This window comes from Dysgonomonas sp. PF1-14 (assembly GCF_029892965.1).
Taxonomy (GTDB): domain Bacteria; phylum Bacteroidota; class Bacteroidia; order Bacteroidales; family Dysgonomonadaceae; genus Dysgonomonas.
Genome location: NZ_JARXWN010000004.1, coordinates 119,808 through 134,837 on the forward strand (window position 1 = coordinate 119,808; position 15,030 = coordinate 134,837).

The window sequence follows — 15,030 nt, forward strand, 5'->3', positions numbered from 1 at the left end:
AATTAGTGTCGTATCTGTAAGTACTTTACTTTAAATATGGCTGCATGTTTTGTAATTATATCTTTATCCTTACCTATATAAGAAATCAAATTACCCTTTGAAAACTCTTTTGCTAGATGTACCAATAGCCTATACTTTTGATTTACTTTCTCGATATCAAATTTTTCATCGTTAAAAGCAACTTCTGTATTCAAAACGGCATTTTTAAAATACAAAGGAATTTCATCCTTAAGCATCGTATTAATATAATCACATGATTCTTCAAAAGCATTATAGGATAAGTCATTTTTTTCCTTTTTATGAAAATCAATAAACCATTTGCTCGTTATTTTTCCTTGTCCTTCCCATTGATAATAACTGCCAGACATAGGCAAAGTTATATTTTTAAAATCATTTTTTATTGCATTTTGTAACCACTGCCTATATAGCTCGTAAACTTCATCAACTACAGTTTGATTACCATTTAAGTTAATCACTTCGTTTTTATCTGTCAGTTTGGGTAAAATGGGAGGATAGCCAATCAATAACATTTTGGAAAATGTATAAAGAGCTTCTATTTGAATATTAAACGGTTCAATATAGATTCTACTTAAGTCTGGAGAATTTATTTTATAAGATTTGCCACTTTTTGTTGTATCGCCCTGAAAACTTAATAATTCTTCCAAAATTTCGATTTTTTGAGAATAAGAATAACCTGAAAAAACATCTCTATCTTCAATTAAAGAGCCATATTTTGCCTTTGCAATAGAATCCACATGGGTAACAGCCTTTAATTCCAAACAATATCTACCATTTAAAGATACTTTCTTTACAAAATAGTTGTATTCTATGTCTGGTAAATTATTGATTAAAACTTTTGTGGTATCGCCTCTTTCATCCATTAGTTTTAGTAAAAACTCCCTCTTTAGTGAATCAGCATATTCAGTATTCTGAGAGAAAGCAATCAAAGTAATTACTAATGAAATAATTATAATAATAAAGCGGTGCATACTTATTAATTTTTCTTATATATTCAAAGTCTATAGTAGCAACAAATCCATATTGTTTATTGCAGCTCTTCAAGTATCTTCTTTAATCCAGAGTCTGCATCTTCAGGAATACCATTTCTTGTATAATCAGCAGGAACGGTATATTCTTCAATTAATAACCCGTTAATAATTCTTACATAAGTAATATTATCTATCTTGAACTCAGTAAAACCGGGTAAAAGTGTATCTTCTTTTTCCTCTCCGTGTTGTATCATATAAATACCGGTGAGCCAGTCTGCGTAAACTTTGATGTTATCAATGCCCGTTGGAAATAACTCATCCAAAGGCACTTCAAAACGAGTGACTTCATAGAAACCTGTACCAGTCCTTAACCCTACCTGAGCAAGATATACTTTATTTTTTTCAACAGTCCAGATGCAATCGGGCGCACCACTTTTTTCAAAGTTCTCCCAGTTATAGGGCCACTTCATATGGTCGTTGCCAAAATATCCCAAGATGGGACTGAATCCCTTACGGGTAATAAATCGGCCACTTTTATCACCATTCGATATTTTATCTTCACTCGATAGCCTGAAATAGTAAGAAATATAATTCTGGTTAAGGTACAGCATAGAATATTTACGCATCAATTCATGATTTGTAGTATCTTTCTCTGATAAATTCTGTATTTTCTTAAAATCTTTTTCGGTGATAACCTGTTCATCTATAACCTCTCCATATCTTATATAAAAATAATATGATTGTTTTTCTGTAGAACATTGGAGGACTCCGCTAAACCAGTCAGCAAGAACTCTTCCTCCCGGAATGATTGTATCTGATATTGATTTAATGTCGTATTTTTCAGGTTTGTAAATATCATCTCTTACTTTTATTTCGTTTAAGAGGAATTTGTTGTCCTTTATTTCCCATGTCGCAATATGTCCTCTATAGTTAGCTGTGCTCAGCATTGTAAATGGATATTTTATATCATTCTGTTGAAAATAGGTTTGCAGTGGGGAAGGATGTCCCCAACCTGTATACAATGAAATCTTTTTCCCGTTGTATATCAGTTGATCCGGCACTTGTTCTGTTGCGCCGATTATTAATGCGTAAGTGAACAGTAATAATATTAAAAGTATTTTTCTCATATTCTTCGTGTTTCAAATAGTATATGTACAAATATATAAATTAAAGTAATGTATTATCACCTTGAAATGTATATCCACTCAATATGCTTGCGTTTCAAAAAATCTTTATATTCATCAGAATAATAATCTTCTTCGTTGAAATCAACAGGTTCGAAATTGTGGGGCCCTTCTTGCATCGCTTGCATCTCTTTTGCAAATTGTTCATATTCTGCCTTCAGTAGCATTAATTTCTGCTTTGTATCAACAGATGCCTTTTGCAGATATTCCTGATATGTAGATAATATAATTCCCGAGATATCATCAGGATGGTCTATCCCCTGATTATTGAACCATAATTGTAATCGTGAACCTCCCCATAATCCCCAATTATTGCGTAACCACCTTCCCAGACCAAAGTGAAAATCCGCTGTGCTGTCGGCATTCTTTATCATAGACTTTACAGTATCATTGAGTAGCCTGTCCAATGCCGGTAAACAGTCGTTCAGGTTTTCTGGTATGTAAACTCCGTCTATAGAATCTGCCCGAATGTTATTCTCGTACCGTATTTTACGCTCTTTTGATATAGAGTCATGATATAACCGGATTTTATTACATTCTGTATCAATATCGAAATTCCGGTTTAGCAGGTGTCTCTTGTAAGATAATAAAATCAGATAATCCCTATCTTCATAAGAGTCTATGCCTTTTGTCCTGAAATAACAACATAAACGGCTGGACTCTTGCTCGGCCCATTCACTAAAGACAGATATCCCCATAATACGTTTTAATTCAATATCCCTTGCATCACTTAACAGCTGCTTCGGTTGTATCCCCAGTATCTTATCCAATTCTTTATTACATTCATATATATTGGATGGAATATAAAATCCATTTTTTGAAATACTATCATTGAGAACTTCAGAGCAATACCTATTATCAGGTAATAATATATCATCACTTTGGGAGTAGCACATAAATGTTATAGACCACAGGATTAATAGAGAAAAGTATCTTTTCATAATATCAGTATTATAACCTTATAAAGGTATTGAAATCAATCTATAAGTTAGAGGCTATTATCGTCTTATTTCCATAAAATATGATTTCTTCTTTTTATGTATATGTGCATTGAATAATACTTCCAAAAACAAAATATATCTTTGTGTCTCAAATTTAAAATGAATATACAAATGAAAAATCTAGTAGAAAATCTAAATCAGTTAATTGCAGACTTTACAAAAGATGCAGCATTACAAGTTGAAAATGGAAATAAAGCCGCTGGAACTCGTGCTCGTAAAGCATCTTTAGCAATCGAAAAAGCTTTGAAAGAATTCCGTAAGAAATCTATTGAGGCATCAAAATAATATGTGTTTTTTGAAAACGGTATGAACTTTCATACCGTTTTAATTTTATATTTCCACTAAATGAGAATCACTTCCAATCTATTTAATACCACTTATTGATTTGAGGTATCTAAGGCTTTCTGAATATTTTTGTAGACGCGTAAAATCATCTTCTGTTATTTTAGGAAGGCGGGATGCATCCATATTATCAGTCAAATCTGCAATTTTAACAGCAGTTGCCACTGAATTCTCGCCTATCTTTTCAATATAGCCTTCGTAAGGTGTATCCACTTTTCGGGTAAGTATACGAAGAATGAGAACCAGATGTTTAGGAATTCCAGCTTCAACGAGATCTTCAAAAGTAACAGATGTATCTTCCACAACATCGTGTAACACAGCAACGATACGTTCTTCTGTTGAGGAAACCCGACCCATTACTCTTAAAGGATGAAAGATGTATGGCGCTCCGGTTTTATCTGTCTGACCAAAATGAGCATTTACTGCTATCTGAATAGCTTTTTCAAGTATTTCTTGCATATGGTAAAGATAATGATTATTTAGTTCTGTAATCGTTGATAAATAAAAATACAGCAAGAATAATCTTGCTGTATTCATTAAAATATATTTTGTTATAACTTCTTTTTAAGTCTCCGTGCGAGATTAGCCATGTCATAACTAATTTTCTCATTTATTATGCGTGCATAAATCTGGGTAGTCTGAACGTTGGTATGCCCCAGCATCTTAGAAACAGATTCTATCGGAACTCCTTTTGATAAAGTTACCGTTGTGGCAAATGTATGACGTGCAAGATGAAAGGATAATGATTTATCAATACCACATAAATTAGCAATCTCCTTCAGATATTCGTTCATTTTCTGATTGCTCATTATGGGTAAGATTTTATTACTATCTAATTCATCTTTATACTTAGCCAGTATTTTCCTTGGTATTTCAAGTAGAGGAACATTCACGTTAATATTCGTCTTCTCCCTTTTTGTCATAATCCAAACTTTATTATCAAAACCCAGCTGGATATCTTCCTGTCTCAAATTCTTTATATCAATATAAGCTAAGCCGGTAAAGCATTGAAAAACGAAAGTATCTCTAACTTTTATTAGTCTATCACTATCTACCTTTTCCTCCAGCTTGCAATTAAGAATAGCGTTTAGCTCGTACTCCTCCAAATATACAGGATCATTAGATTTACCTTTTTTAGGTCTGAATGTTATATAAGGATCATAAGTACAATAACCTCTATTGATAGCCTCTCTGATATATCCATGTAATAAGGAGTGTCTTTTATAGGCTGTAGGCTCAGCTAATCCGTTATCTTTCAAATGAGCGTCAAAGTCTATTACATTGATATAGGTAAAGTCAGAGAACGTTTTAAAACGTCCGAAACCCTCTATTTGATTTATTAGAGCTTTATTTTGAGCTAATACAGTCATAGACGGATTACGTCTCTTTAATTCACTTTGGATAAAGGAAATGACAGATAGAGTATTTTCCTCCGCTTTATTCCACTTATGTACATCCTCAATAGACCTACACTCATCCGAAAGAGCGAAAGCCTCTATATCTCTAAATATTTTATCTAGTTGTCCGTTCTTTGCAATCTTATTAGGATGCTGTACTATGTAGCCTCTTTCTCCTTTATCTTGCTTAAACTGTTTTGCGGTTACTTCTATGCCGGTAGAAATATATCTTTTTTCTACTGATTGAGTCGTATATGTATAGCTCTATAACTCCCTGTTTATTTGAGGTGTTAGCTACTCCTTTTCTATCAAAAACCAGCTTAATTTTTAGACTATCCATTTTTCTACCTGTTTTTCTACCAAAGGCAAATATAGTAGAAAACTTTAGCTTTTTCTTGCTTTTCGGATATTTTTTGTGCTTTCGATTGCTTTCCTAAGTTATTGAAATAGTAGGATTAATGTATAGAAATGAAAAAACCGCCTTTACAAGCGGTTTAAAAAGTGGAGCTGGAGGGAGTTGAACCCTCGTCCAAACAAGGAACTAATCTGCTTTCTACATGCTTATCTTTGCTTTTATTTTCGTGAATGAGCAAGACCAAAGCCACCAACTCAAACCTTAGCTTCTTTAGTTTCAGATAAGAGCCAAAGCCTCTCCTATCCTATCTCCGATTTGCCTGCACCACCTGATCGGCACGCTTCGAAGCCACAGCTTCCGGGTGATGTCTTGTCCCTACACCTGTGCAGGGATTAAGCTAGAATCTACTATACTTCGATTAAGCAGCAAGAGCGTAATTGTTATTGCCAGTTAAATTTTTGACGTCTGAGATTATAGTGCCAGCCGACTACGCACTGCATGCTTACAAACCACTTCATCTCGCTGTCAAAGCCAGTCAGCCCCATGAATTATCAATATCCAATAAACTTACAAAAGAAGATATTAAATATGATTTTAAGTGACAAAGATAATCAAATTTTATTTCCCTGTACTGCTACAATTCAGATTAATTTGTCTAACCCTATTTTCCATATAGATAAAGTTCCCGGAAAAAGATAACAGAAAAGAGAAATTTCATCTGCTCTTTTCGCTTTTTGTCGTTTTATATCTAACAGGGCAAAATTACTTATGGAAAAATCCATATATTTGCCTCTAATTACAAAACAACTCAATACACAGAGTATGACAATATTCCATTCGCAATTTGAAGAAATCCGAAAACTGATAACCTATGAAGATTTCTCACTCCTTACCAAAAGAGTTATAGACCTCACTTTGGATACAGAAAATGTCGTATCCTACAAAAAGACATTAGACTTCCTCGACTGGCTCGATTCGAATACAAATAATACGGAAGCACAGAAGGAAAGATTTTCTAACCTGCTGGATGAACTGTATTCTGAGCTTTCTGCAAAAGGTGAAGCATCTAATATAGGTACACCCCTATTATCGACATACAATCTGATAAAATCGTACCGTAACTCAGCTTTTGCCCTTGGCCCTATAAACCTCGAAATAAAAGAAGGAGAAATAGTGGGATTGGTAGGAGAAAACGGTAATGGAAAAACAACACTGCTACGCACCTTATGCGGCGAACTGGAACCCACAGGCGGAGAAATCAGGTATCTGTTTTCACATAAAGACAACTACGACCTGCGTTCGAGGCTTATATACATTCCGCAGCGCACAACATCGTGGCAAGGCTCATTGCTTTCTAACCTGCGTTTTACAGCTGCCTCATATGGAATCACAGGAGACGAAAATGTATGTATGGTAGAACTTATTATTGCCCGAATGGGATTACGCAAATACCGTACATATAGCTGGAAAAACCTGTCTTCGGGCTATAAGATGCGATTCGAACTGGCAAGAGCATTGTTGCGCAAGCCCAAATTATTACTTATAGATGAGCCGTTGGCCAATCTGGATATACTGGCACAGCAAATCGTACTCGATGACTTTCGCGATATAGCTCGTTCACCGTTCCGCCCATTGGGTATAATACTTAGTTCGCAACAGCTGTACGAAGTAGAAAAGGCTTCCGACAATGTTATATTCCTTAAAAACGGGACACCGCGAAACCTGGCTACCGATACGGACGTCACCTACACCGAAGTCTCACGGTTTATTGTCGAATTCGAATCGGAATGGAAGCAGGAACAGCTTCGCGAAGCACTAAACTCTCTCAGGCTGGAAAAACTTCAGATAAACGGCGGTACTTATGTCGCCAGTTTTCCTGACGACATCACACAGGAAATGTTTCTGCAAACGGTTCTCGACAGCCATATACCTATCATATATTTCCGGAATATATCCAATTCTACCCGTAGATTTTTCCTATCCTAAAAAAACATACCGCATAATGATAAACAAGATACAAAAATACCTGCTGCTTCATTATCCTATTCTCTGGAATACAAGGATAGTGCCCATGTTGCTCATACTGACAGGAGTACATATTATCTTCTTCGCAATTGGCTATTTATCTGCCGATACCGCATTCACACGCAACTATTATTACTCGCTCGATAACGATCTGGGATTGCTCTATTTCACAAGCATATTGGTCGGGGTACTGATACTTATAGGCTGGCTTGTCTTCTATAGCCGCAACAATGGATTTAAGACCTTCTATCCACGCAGAACGTCACAGTTATATGCTGAGTGGCTCATTATTTTAGCTATTACGGTAGGTCTCTCATTTATTCCTTTCACACTTACTAAAGGACATATCTTCAAATGGAAATCGGCAGCATCGCTCGAAGAAGTGAAAGAAGCCTTGAAAACACTGGATATGGCTAACGGACTAATTGCAAATGACCATGATTATTTCAAATTCGAAAATGAATACGACAAGCCGATCCCCATACCGGATAATATGAAGCTCGACCCCGAAAAGCTCGACTTAAACCTTTACGCTACCGAATACAGCCATCGGGGCGGAATTATACTGAAAGGATATATAGGTCCATCCTTCCTGTTTGGCAAAGACCGCTACTATTACAATGCTTATTTCTATGGTAATTTCCGAGATATGGACTCGGACAAGCGCCAGAGTGTGGAAAGACAAGAACTTGTGAAAAAATGGTTGCGAAACGGGCAAAAAGATGATATCCTTGCAGTTATGAAAGACTTCGACAAGCTGCAACAAAAACATAACCTGAAAGGAAATATCACTCCTGAGCAGTGGTTTAAGCGCATCTATAATCCGCCGTTTTTTGAGGTAAACCCTTCTACTGCTCTCAATAGTTATAAGCCCGAATACTACTATGATGAAGATGACTATTCACAATATCCGGTTGAAGAAGCGGTTGTAGTTGCTGCTCCTGTTCCCGACAGTACCTATCAGGAATACGCTTACTCGATCGTAAACAGTAAGACTCCATATCTGCAATACAGCATGCTAAGAGCCGGATATGAGCATATACTCCAATATTATGAATATGACAATGCCTTTTTCGAATGGTTCATACTGTTTTGCTCATGTATAGCTGTGTGCCTATCTATCTTCGTGTACACTTTCAGAGTAACCGGAGGTAAACAATGGCTCATCGCATTTGTTGCCTTAGGGATACTGATCTTTATTGTCGTCTTACTAGGTGTAGCTCTGGCACAATCTGTCGGTTACAGAAGTGACAGACCTATTGCCATAGGCATATGTTTATTCTGGATCGCATTATTTATTGCTCTTCTGATAAGGATAATAGCTAAAATTACATCTAAAGGCAGGAAGGGCCGATCCAGTATATATATGAATATCCTCATATGGTTACTGCCATGCCTTATTCCACTATCATACCTCACAGTCTTTCTGCATTCTGAATACTCAGATGAAGAGTATTTCGAGCCAACAGATGCAGATGTAATGAATATGTTCTGGTTCAATATTATATTCATAGCAGTAGCCATGTCGCTTATCTCTGTACTTGTACGCAAGTGGAAAAGCATAGCCGAAGAATAAGCTATAATATATGCCTTAAAAGAACAAGAAATATAAAAAACAAGAAAGTCCCGGATTTCAGATCCGGGACTTTCTTATATTGTAGAAATAAGTAATAACCTATACTATCGTCACTGCAATGCTGATGCACCACCGATAATATCGAGTAGTTCGTTAGTTACAGCCTGCTGACGAGATTTATTGTACTGTATTGTCAGGTCCTGAACCAGTTCGTCCGCATTGTCCGAAGCTATCTGCATAGCTATTGTACGTGCAGCATGTTCTGATGCATTTGCGTCCAGCAACGCCGCATACAATCTCGAATATAAGACTGTAGGTATCAGGCTTTCCAATATCTCTTCTTTCGAAGGTTCCAGAATATAATCGGTCTGAACTGTACTTGAGTCTGTTTCCACTGTATTGACACTATGCTTTTGCTCCAGATCGAACGGCAGAAACGGTACAGTCTGTAGCCGCTGTGTACCTGTAGATACAAAATGATGATAGATAAGTATAACTCCATCTATTTCTTTTGCCACATATTTAGCAATCAGCTCCTTCGCCAAATCCTGTACTGCCTGATAAGAAGGCTTATCTGCCATCTCCCTGTAGTCGCCTTGCGATGTCAATCCCTGTTTTCTCAGAGCATCTGCAATCTTCTTTCCGACAGGATATAGCAGGATATTTTCCTTACCCAGTTCTTTGTGCTTAGCGTAAGTAACATTGAACTCTTTTATTACATTCGAATTATATGCACCAGCCAGCGAAGAGTTAGAAGCAAAAACCACAATCGCTAACCTCTTTGTTTCTCTTTTCTGGATAAAAGGAGACTCATAGCTCATATCCGAAGCAAGGAGATTGGTCAGGATAGAATCCAACTTCTGCTGATAAGGCAGAAAGTTGTTGATAGCCGCCTGAGCCCTGTGCAGTTTAGACGATGCAATCATCTTCATTGCAGAGGTAATCTTCTTCGTACTCTTTACCGAGCCTATTCTGTTTTTTATTTCCTTAAGAGATGCCATAATTCAATTAGTTTTTATATTGAGTCGCAATGTCTGCGGCAACGCTTCTGAGCACTTTTTCGATATCCTCATTGATCACACCCTTTTTCAGTTGATCGAGCACATCGCTCTGGTGTTGCATTTCCAGCGTCCTCAAGAATTCTGTTTCAAACTCATGCACTTTATCGACAGGTATCTGACGAAGTAATCCGTTAGTACCACAATATAGAATAGCAATCTGTCTCTCCACAGGCATTGGGTCATACTGTATCTGCACAAGCAGTTCGGTATTCTTCTTACCTTTATCTATAGTCATTGCAGTCACAGGATCTAAGTCACCACCAAACTGTGTAAATGCTTCCAGTTCGCGGTACTGTGCCTGGTCTATCTTCAGTGTTCCTGCTACTTTTTTCATGGCTTTCACCTGCGCCGAACCTCCCACACGCGATACGGAAATACCTACGTCGATAGCCGGACGTTTACCTGCATTAAACAAGTTACCGTCGAGGAATATCTGACCATCGGTAATAGAGATCACGTTAGTCGGTATATAGGCTGATACGTCACCTGCCTGCGTTTCGATAATAGGCAGTGCAGTCAGCGAACCTCCTGCTTTTACTTTCCCTTTCAGGCTTTCAGGCAGGTCGTTCATCTGCTCGGCAACTTCCTGCTGACCAATAATTTTCGCTGCACGCTCCAACAGGCGCGAGTGCAGGTAGAAGATATCACCCGGATAAGCTTCACGTCCCGGTGGACGGCGAAGGATCAGTGACACCTCACGATAGGCAACAGCCTGTTTAGACAAGTCATCGTACACTACCAGTGCATGACGGCCTGTATCGCGGAAATATTCACCGATAGCAGCACCAGCAAAGGCAGCAAAATATTGTACCGCAGCGGGCTCGGCAGCTGTAGCCGAAACCACTACTGTATAATCCATTGCACCCTTTTCTTTCAGTGTTTCCACAATATTGGCTACTGTAGAAGCCTTCTGACCGATAGCTACATAGATACAATACACAGGGTCTCCTGCCTCATAGTTACCTTTCTGGTTGATTATAGTATCTATGGCAATAGCTGTTTTTCCTGTCTGGCGGTCACCGATGATAAGCTCACGCTGGCCTCTACCGATAGGAATCATCGCATCTACTGCCTTCAATCCTGTTTGTAACGGTTGTGTAACCGGTTGCCGGTAAATAACACCCGGAGCTTTACGTTCCAGTGGCATTTCCAATAGTTCGCCTGTGATCGGTCCCATGCCATCTATAGGCTGGCCAAGAGGCGTAATTACACGTCCGAGCATACCATCGCCCACATTGATGGAGGCAATTCTTTTAGTACGCTTTACGGTAAAACCCTCTTTGATCTGATCGGACGGACCCAGCAATACAGCACCCACGTTGTCTTCCTCGAGGTTCATCACAACAGCCATCAGACCATTGTCGAATTCGAGAAGCTCGTTGGCTTCTGCATTTTTCAGTCCATATATGCGAACAACACCGTCTCCTACTTCGAGTACAGTACCCACTTCATCGAACTGAACGCGGCTACTGATATTCTCGAGCTGCATTTTCAGCACATCGGAGACTTCACTTGCTTTTATATTTTCAGACATACGTTATTTTAATTATAAATTATAAGTTATGAATTATGAGTTTTACTCATTTTCATATAGCACGACTTATTTCGAAATCTTACTGTTTTCAGCGACAAACTGCTGTTTAATCCGTTTCAGCTGAGTTTTCACACTGGCGTCTAACCGATAGGTATCTACATAAAGGATAAATCCTCCTTCGATACTTGGATCTACCTCTGTTTCAAAATCGAGTGTTCCCGGTTTTACCTTTTGCAACAGGCCTTTCATCTTCTCAGACACTGTACTATCTACCGGAGTAGCTGTCACCAATCGTCCCATATTCATATCTTTCGATTCGCAATACAGGTCGATATAGGACAAAGCTATATTCCGCATAAATACTTCGCGTCTGTTTTTCAGCACGAGTTCTACAAAACGGCTTAAGGTATCACTCATTTTTCCACCGACGGCAGCACCGATCAGTCCAAGTTTATCATCAGCATTCAATGTAGGATTATCCATTGCCATACGCATTTTTGGCTCGACGGCAAAAACCGAAGCGAGTGTCTTCATTTCCGAAAACACAGTGTCTTCGGCTTTCTGATCTACTGCATATTGCAACAGAGCTTTAGCATATCGCTTAGAAATCATCCCTTCATTCATAACAGTTAAGATTTTGAAACCATAGCCTCATCAACCAGGCGATCAATCATTGACATTTGCTCTTTAGGATCTTTCAGAGATTCGCGGAGTACTTTTTCGGCTACATCTACTGACAACTCAGCTACCTGACGACGAATGTCGCGGATAGCCTGATCTTTCTCAGCCTGTATTTGTTTCCTTATTTCGTCCATCTCTTTAGCTCCTGCTATTTTAGCCTGCTCACGCGCTTCGGCAACAATGCGTTCACGCGTATCGGCAGCATCTTTCAAGATTTTCACCTGCTCTGCTTTGGCCGATGCCAGTATAGCATCGCTTTGTTCTTTTATAGAAGCCAGTTGGTCATTCGCTTTCTGTGCTGCATCTAACGAATCCTGTATATAGTTTTTACGTTCATCTACCATTTTGGTAATCACAGGGAAACCAAATTTGGCAAGAACGAAGAAAACGATACCGAACGAAAGAAGCATCCAAAAGAGAAGCCCAGATTCAGGTAATAATAAACCCATATTTTTTATTTTTTTTAGTTTACTAGTTGTTAGTCTTCCAGTTTACTAGTTTTTTTAATCTAGTATACTATCAAACTCTTAACTGATAAACTTATTATAGGATAAATCCACATACTACAACAGCAAACAGGGCAACCCCTTCGACCAGCGCCGCAGCGATAATCATAGATGTACGGATATCTCCGGCTGCATCCGGCTGACGGGCAATACCTTCCATTGCAGAGCTACCGATCTTACCGATACCGATACCTGCACCGATTACAGCTAATCCTGCACCTAGTGCAGCACCAAAACCTGTTAAGCTTGTTGCAGCTTCTGCTGCTTGTAATAAAGTTGATAGTAACATAATCTTTTAAAATTTAAGTTATTTAATTTGTTTATTATTTTTATATCTCATCCCCTCCAACCTCCCTCAAAAGGGGAAGCTTTCTCCCTCCCTATTAGGGAGGGATGGGGAGGGGTATTATTTCTTAATGCTTCTCTGCATGATGGTGTGGTTCTACCTGTGCCAATCCGATAAATACGGCCGACAACATGGTGAACACATAAGCCTGAATGTAAGCTACCAGTATTTCCACAAAACTGATAAATACTGTCAGCAACACCGAAACCAGCGTCATAGACCCGTTGATAACCGGACCCAGATTTACGGTAACGAATATCAAGCATGTAAGACCGAGTACAATAGAGTGTCCTGCAAGGATATTTGCAAAAAGACGAATCATCAGTGCAAACGGTTTTGTGAATACTCCTACAAGTTCTATAGCAGGCATGATCGGTATCGGCACTTTGAGCCATGTAGGCACATCGGGCCAGAATATTTCTTTCCAGTACTCTTTCGATCCGAACATGTTTACAATAAAGAATGTAAACAATGCCAGAACCAGCGTAACGGCAATGTTACCCGTCACATTGGCACCTCCCGGAAAGATCGGTATCAGTCCTAAGATATTGTTGAAGAATATAAAGAAGAATACCGTAAGCAGGTAAGGTGAAAACTTTCTGAAATTCTTACCTACACATGGTTTTATAATGTCATCCTGAACGCTCATTATAAACATCTCCATGAAACCGACAAAGCCTTTCGGTGCTTTATGCTCTCCGCTCTTAGCCATTTTCTTATACCATCCGGCAACACTCATTACGATAATGAGCAGAAGTATGGAACTGATGATAAGGCTTGTCGCATTCTTAGTCAGCGAAAAATCTAAAGGGCGTACCTCTTCTCCGGCGGCATTCTTTTCCACAATCTTACCTTTATAGTCACCCGACCGGGCTATATAAAAACCATTGTATGCTTCGTGCCCGTGATGAAACTGGCTGGACATGAATACATGCCATCCGCTGGTCTCACCTTTTACTATGACAGGCAAAGGAATAGACACATGCGTATCGCCCCAAGTGGTCAGATGCCATTCATAAGAGTCGGCAAGGTGATCGAGAATCAACTCTTTTACGTTCAACTCTCCACCTTCTTCTCCATGCTCACCCGCAGCAGCGACAGGCTGTACACCTATTGCGGCAAGCATAAAGAACGAGGCCAAAATGTATTTTAAATAGTGCTTCATACTATTTGTTCTATTTCATTAGTCATTTCTCGTGACTCGACATAACATGAAATGAATTTCAGTTCTGTTCTCGCTACTCGAAACGTTGTTTATTCTTTAATCGTTTTTCTATCTTGAGGAACAGAAAAGATTCCATTGCCAGAAACAGCAGATAGAAAATCATAAATACGAGAATGAAACTTTTTTTATCTTCCTTGACTATGGCAACATAAGCGCCTATAAAAATGAGGGCGGCAAATATCTTGACCACTTTGGTCAGCATATATGTATTCAGCATCTGCCTCTGGGTTACCTTACGGCTGGCCGATTCCACATACACAAGAATCAATGATTCCAATATCAAGAAAAAGAGCAAAATGCCTTCGTACCAATGGGGATAATACTGTGGAAACTGATAGTAGAGCAATGCACCTACAAGCGCTCCCATTATTAATCCGAATGCCAGTAACGAAGTGACTAATTTAGCTTTGAAAAAGTCCATTCTTTCAAATTACGCAAACCGTTACAACCCCATCATTCACTTCTGCTATACCACCTTTTACATCCAGTGAACTTTCAACCTTATCAGCAATATATGTGATAACGCCTTCTTTCAGTGGAGAGATCAGTGGAGCATGATCAGGGTAAACACCGAAGCTACCCGACACGCCGGGAATAACTACCGATGTTACGGCTCCTGAAAACAGTTTTTTCTCTGCCGAGATAATATTTAATTGGAGTTCCGATTTTTTCATTTTCTTTATTACCACCCCCTCTAGCTCCCCCAAAAGGGGAGGATGTAAAGCGGGTATCTATTTTTTAATAGTTAAACTATTATGTTCTTTCATTATCACATTCTTCAGCCCCTCCCTTTGGAGGGGTTGGGGAG

Annotated in this window: 16 protein-coding genes and 1 other RNA gene; 3 read left to right on the forward strand and 14 right to left on the reverse strand. The window is 38.7% G+C overall.

The annotated features are described in order from the left end of the window. Positions 1-2: 2 nt before the first annotated feature. The 3 genes from M2448_RS06990 to M2448_RS07000 form a co-directional block, all read right to left on the reverse strand. A complete protein-coding gene (locus M2448_RS06990; RefSeq protein ID WP_280648018.1) occupies positions 3-881 on the reverse strand; it encodes a hypothetical protein in 879 nt (292 codons plus the stop codon). 164 nt (positions 882-1,045) lie between these two features. After that, positions 1,046-2,116 carry a hypothetical protein gene (locus tag M2448_RS06995; protein WP_280645196.1) on the reverse strand — a complete coding sequence of 357 codons (1,071 nt, stop codon included), beginning with the start codon at positions 2,114-2,116 and terminating at the stop codon, positions 1,046-1,048. A 56-nt stretch (positions 2,117-2,172) separates the two neighbouring features. Continuing rightward, positions 2,173-3,114, reverse strand: coding sequence for a DUF6794 domain-containing protein (locus M2448_RS07000; RefSeq protein ID WP_280645197.1), 942 nt, complete (start codon positions 3,112-3,114; stop codon positions 2,173-2,175). A 171-nt stretch (positions 3,115-3,285) separates the two neighbouring features. On the opposite strand from M2448_RS07000, the gene M2448_RS07005 reads away from it, so the two are divergent. Beyond that, entirely contained in the window at positions 3,286-3,459 is a 174-nt protein-coding gene (locus M2448_RS07005; RefSeq protein WP_280645198.1) for a histone H1, read from the forward strand. Between the two features lie 78 nt (positions 3,460-3,537). Here M2448_RS07005 and M2448_RS07010 read toward each other — a convergent pair whose 3' ends face one another. From M2448_RS07010 to ssrA, 3 genes are all read right to left on the reverse strand, one after another. Continuing rightward, complete coding sequence (locus M2448_RS07010; protein WP_280645199.1) at positions 3,538-4,053, reverse strand: GTP pyrophosphokinase; 516 nt, start codon at positions 4,051-4,053, stop codon at positions 3,538-3,540. A gap of 14 nt (positions 4,054-4,067) precedes the next feature. Continuing rightward, positions 4,068-5,138: a tyrosine-type recombinase/integrase gene (locus tag M2448_RS07015; protein WP_348523101.1), complete on the reverse strand. Its 1,071-nt coding sequence runs from the start codon at positions 5,136-5,138 to the stop codon at positions 4,068-4,070. A 274-nt stretch (positions 5,139-5,412) separates the two neighbouring features. Further along, positions 5,413-5,811: a transfer-messenger RNA gene (gene ssrA / locus M2448_RS07020) on the reverse strand. Positions 5,812-6,036: 225 nt separating this feature from the next. Here ssrA and M2448_RS07025 point away from each other — a divergent pair. Next, positions 6,037-7,254: an ABC transporter ATP-binding protein gene (locus M2448_RS07025; RefSeq protein WP_280645200.1), complete on the forward strand. Its 1,218-nt coding sequence runs from the start codon at positions 6,037-6,039 to the stop codon at positions 7,252-7,254. Positions 7,255-7,270: 16 nt separating this feature from the next. Continuing rightward, entirely contained in the window at positions 7,271-8,869 is a 1,599-nt protein-coding gene (locus tag M2448_RS07030; protein ID WP_280645201.1) for a hypothetical protein, read from the forward strand. Between the two features lie 110 nt (positions 8,870-8,979). Here M2448_RS07030 and M2448_RS07035 read toward each other — a convergent pair whose 3' ends face one another. The 8 genes from M2448_RS07035 to atpC all read right to left on the reverse strand — a co-directional run bounded on the left by M2448_RS07035 (position 8,980) and on the right by atpC (position 14,896). Further along, a complete protein-coding gene (locus M2448_RS07035) occupies positions 8,980-9,870 on the reverse strand; it encodes a F0F1 ATP synthase subunit gamma (RefSeq protein ID WP_280645202.1) in 891 nt (296 codons plus the stop codon). A gap of 7 nt (positions 9,871-9,877) precedes the next feature. Next, positions 9,878-11,464 carry a F0F1 ATP synthase subunit alpha gene (gene atpA / locus M2448_RS07040; protein ID WP_280645203.1) on the reverse strand — a complete coding sequence of 529 codons (1,587 nt, stop codon included), beginning with the start codon at positions 11,462-11,464 and terminating at the stop codon, positions 9,878-9,880. Positions 11,465-11,530: 66 nt separating this feature from the next. Further along, positions 11,531-12,088, reverse strand: coding sequence for a F0F1 ATP synthase subunit delta (locus M2448_RS07045; protein ID WP_280645204.1), 558 nt, complete (start codon positions 12,086-12,088; stop codon positions 11,531-11,533). Positions 12,089-12,093: 5 nt separating this feature from the next. Further along, positions 12,094-12,594 (reverse strand): F0F1 ATP synthase subunit B, encoded by a 501-nt coding sequence (gene atpF, locus M2448_RS07050; protein WP_280645205.1) that lies wholly within the window; start codon positions 12,592-12,594, stop codon positions 12,094-12,096. Positions 12,595-12,688: 94 nt separating this feature from the next. Continuing rightward, the gene (gene atpE, locus M2448_RS07055) at positions 12,689-12,940 is read right to left on the reverse strand and encodes an ATP synthase F0 subunit C (protein ID WP_006842280.1); all 252 of its coding nucleotides are present in this window, start codon (positions 12,938-12,940) and stop codon (positions 12,689-12,691) included. A gap of 124 nt (positions 12,941-13,064) precedes the next feature. After that, complete coding sequence (gene atpB, locus M2448_RS07060) at positions 13,065-14,162, reverse strand: F0F1 ATP synthase subunit A (RefSeq protein ID WP_280645206.1); 1,098 nt, start codon at positions 14,160-14,162, stop codon at positions 13,065-13,067. A gap of 73 nt (positions 14,163-14,235) precedes the next feature. After that, positions 14,236-14,643, reverse strand: coding sequence for a hypothetical protein (locus M2448_RS07065; protein ID WP_280645207.1), 408 nt, complete (start codon positions 14,641-14,643; stop codon positions 14,236-14,238). A 4-nt stretch (positions 14,644-14,647) separates the two neighbouring features. Continuing rightward, positions 14,648-14,896, reverse strand: a complete 249-nt coding sequence (gene atpC, locus M2448_RS07070; RefSeq protein ID WP_280645208.1) for an ATP synthase F1 subunit epsilon — start codon at positions 14,894-14,896, stop codon at positions 14,648-14,650. Positions 14,897-15,030: the final 134 nt, after the last annotated feature.

Bases quoted from the DNA above. Each gene is read 5' to 3' on its own strand.
- M2448_RS07030 (WP_280645201.1), top strand. From the start codon at position 7,271: ATGATAAACAAGATACAAAAATACCTGCTGCTTCATTATCCTATTCTC.
- atpF (WP_280645205.1), bottom strand. From the start codon at position 12,594: ATGGGTTTATTATTACCTGAATCTGGGCTTCTCTTTTGGATGCTTCTT.
- atpA (WP_280645203.1), bottom strand. From the start codon at position 11,464: ATGTCTGAAAATATAAAAGCAAGTGAAGTCTCCGATGTGCTGAAAATG.
- atpC (WP_280645208.1), bottom strand. From the start codon at position 14,896: ATGAAAAAATCGGAACTCCAATTAAATATTATCTCGGCAGAGAAAAAA.
- M2448_RS07005 (WP_280645198.1), top strand. From the start codon at position 3,286: ATGAAAAATCTAGTAGAAAATCTAAATCAGTTAATTGCAGACTTTACA.
- M2448_RS07045 (WP_280645204.1), bottom strand. From the start codon at position 12,088: ATGAATGAAGGGATGATTTCTAAGCGATATGCTAAAGCTCTGTTGCAA.
- M2448_RS06990 (WP_280648018.1), bottom strand. From the start codon at position 881: ATGGATGAAAGAGGCGATACCACAAAAGTTTTAATCAATAATTTACCA.
- M2448_RS07010 (WP_280645199.1), bottom strand. From the start codon at position 4,053: ATGAATACAGCAAGATTATTCTTGCTGTATTTTTATTTATCAACGATT.
- M2448_RS07025 (WP_280645200.1), top strand. From the start codon at position 6,037: ATGGAAAAATCCATATATTTGCCTCTAATTACAAAACAACTCAATACA.
- atpE (WP_006842280.1), bottom strand. From the start codon at position 12,940: ATGTTACTATCAACTTTATTACAAGCAGCAGAAGCTGCAACAAGCTTA.
- M2448_RS07000 (WP_280645197.1), bottom strand. From the start codon at position 3,114: ATGAAAAGATACTTTTCTCTATTAATCCTGTGGTCTATAACATTTATG.
- M2448_RS07035 (WP_280645202.1), bottom strand. From the start codon at position 9,870: ATGGCATCTCTTAAGGAAATAAAAAACAGAATAGGCTCGGTAAAGAGT.
- M2448_RS06995 (WP_280645196.1), bottom strand. From the start codon at position 2,116: ATGAGAAAAATACTTTTAATATTATTACTGTTCACTTACGCATTAATA.
- M2448_RS07065 (WP_280645207.1), bottom strand. From the start codon at position 14,643: ATGGACTTTTTCAAAGCTAAATTAGTCACTTCGTTACTGGCATTCGGA.
- atpB (WP_280645206.1), bottom strand. From the start codon at position 14,162: ATGAAGCACTATTTAAAATACATTTTGGCCTCGTTCTTTATGCTTGCC.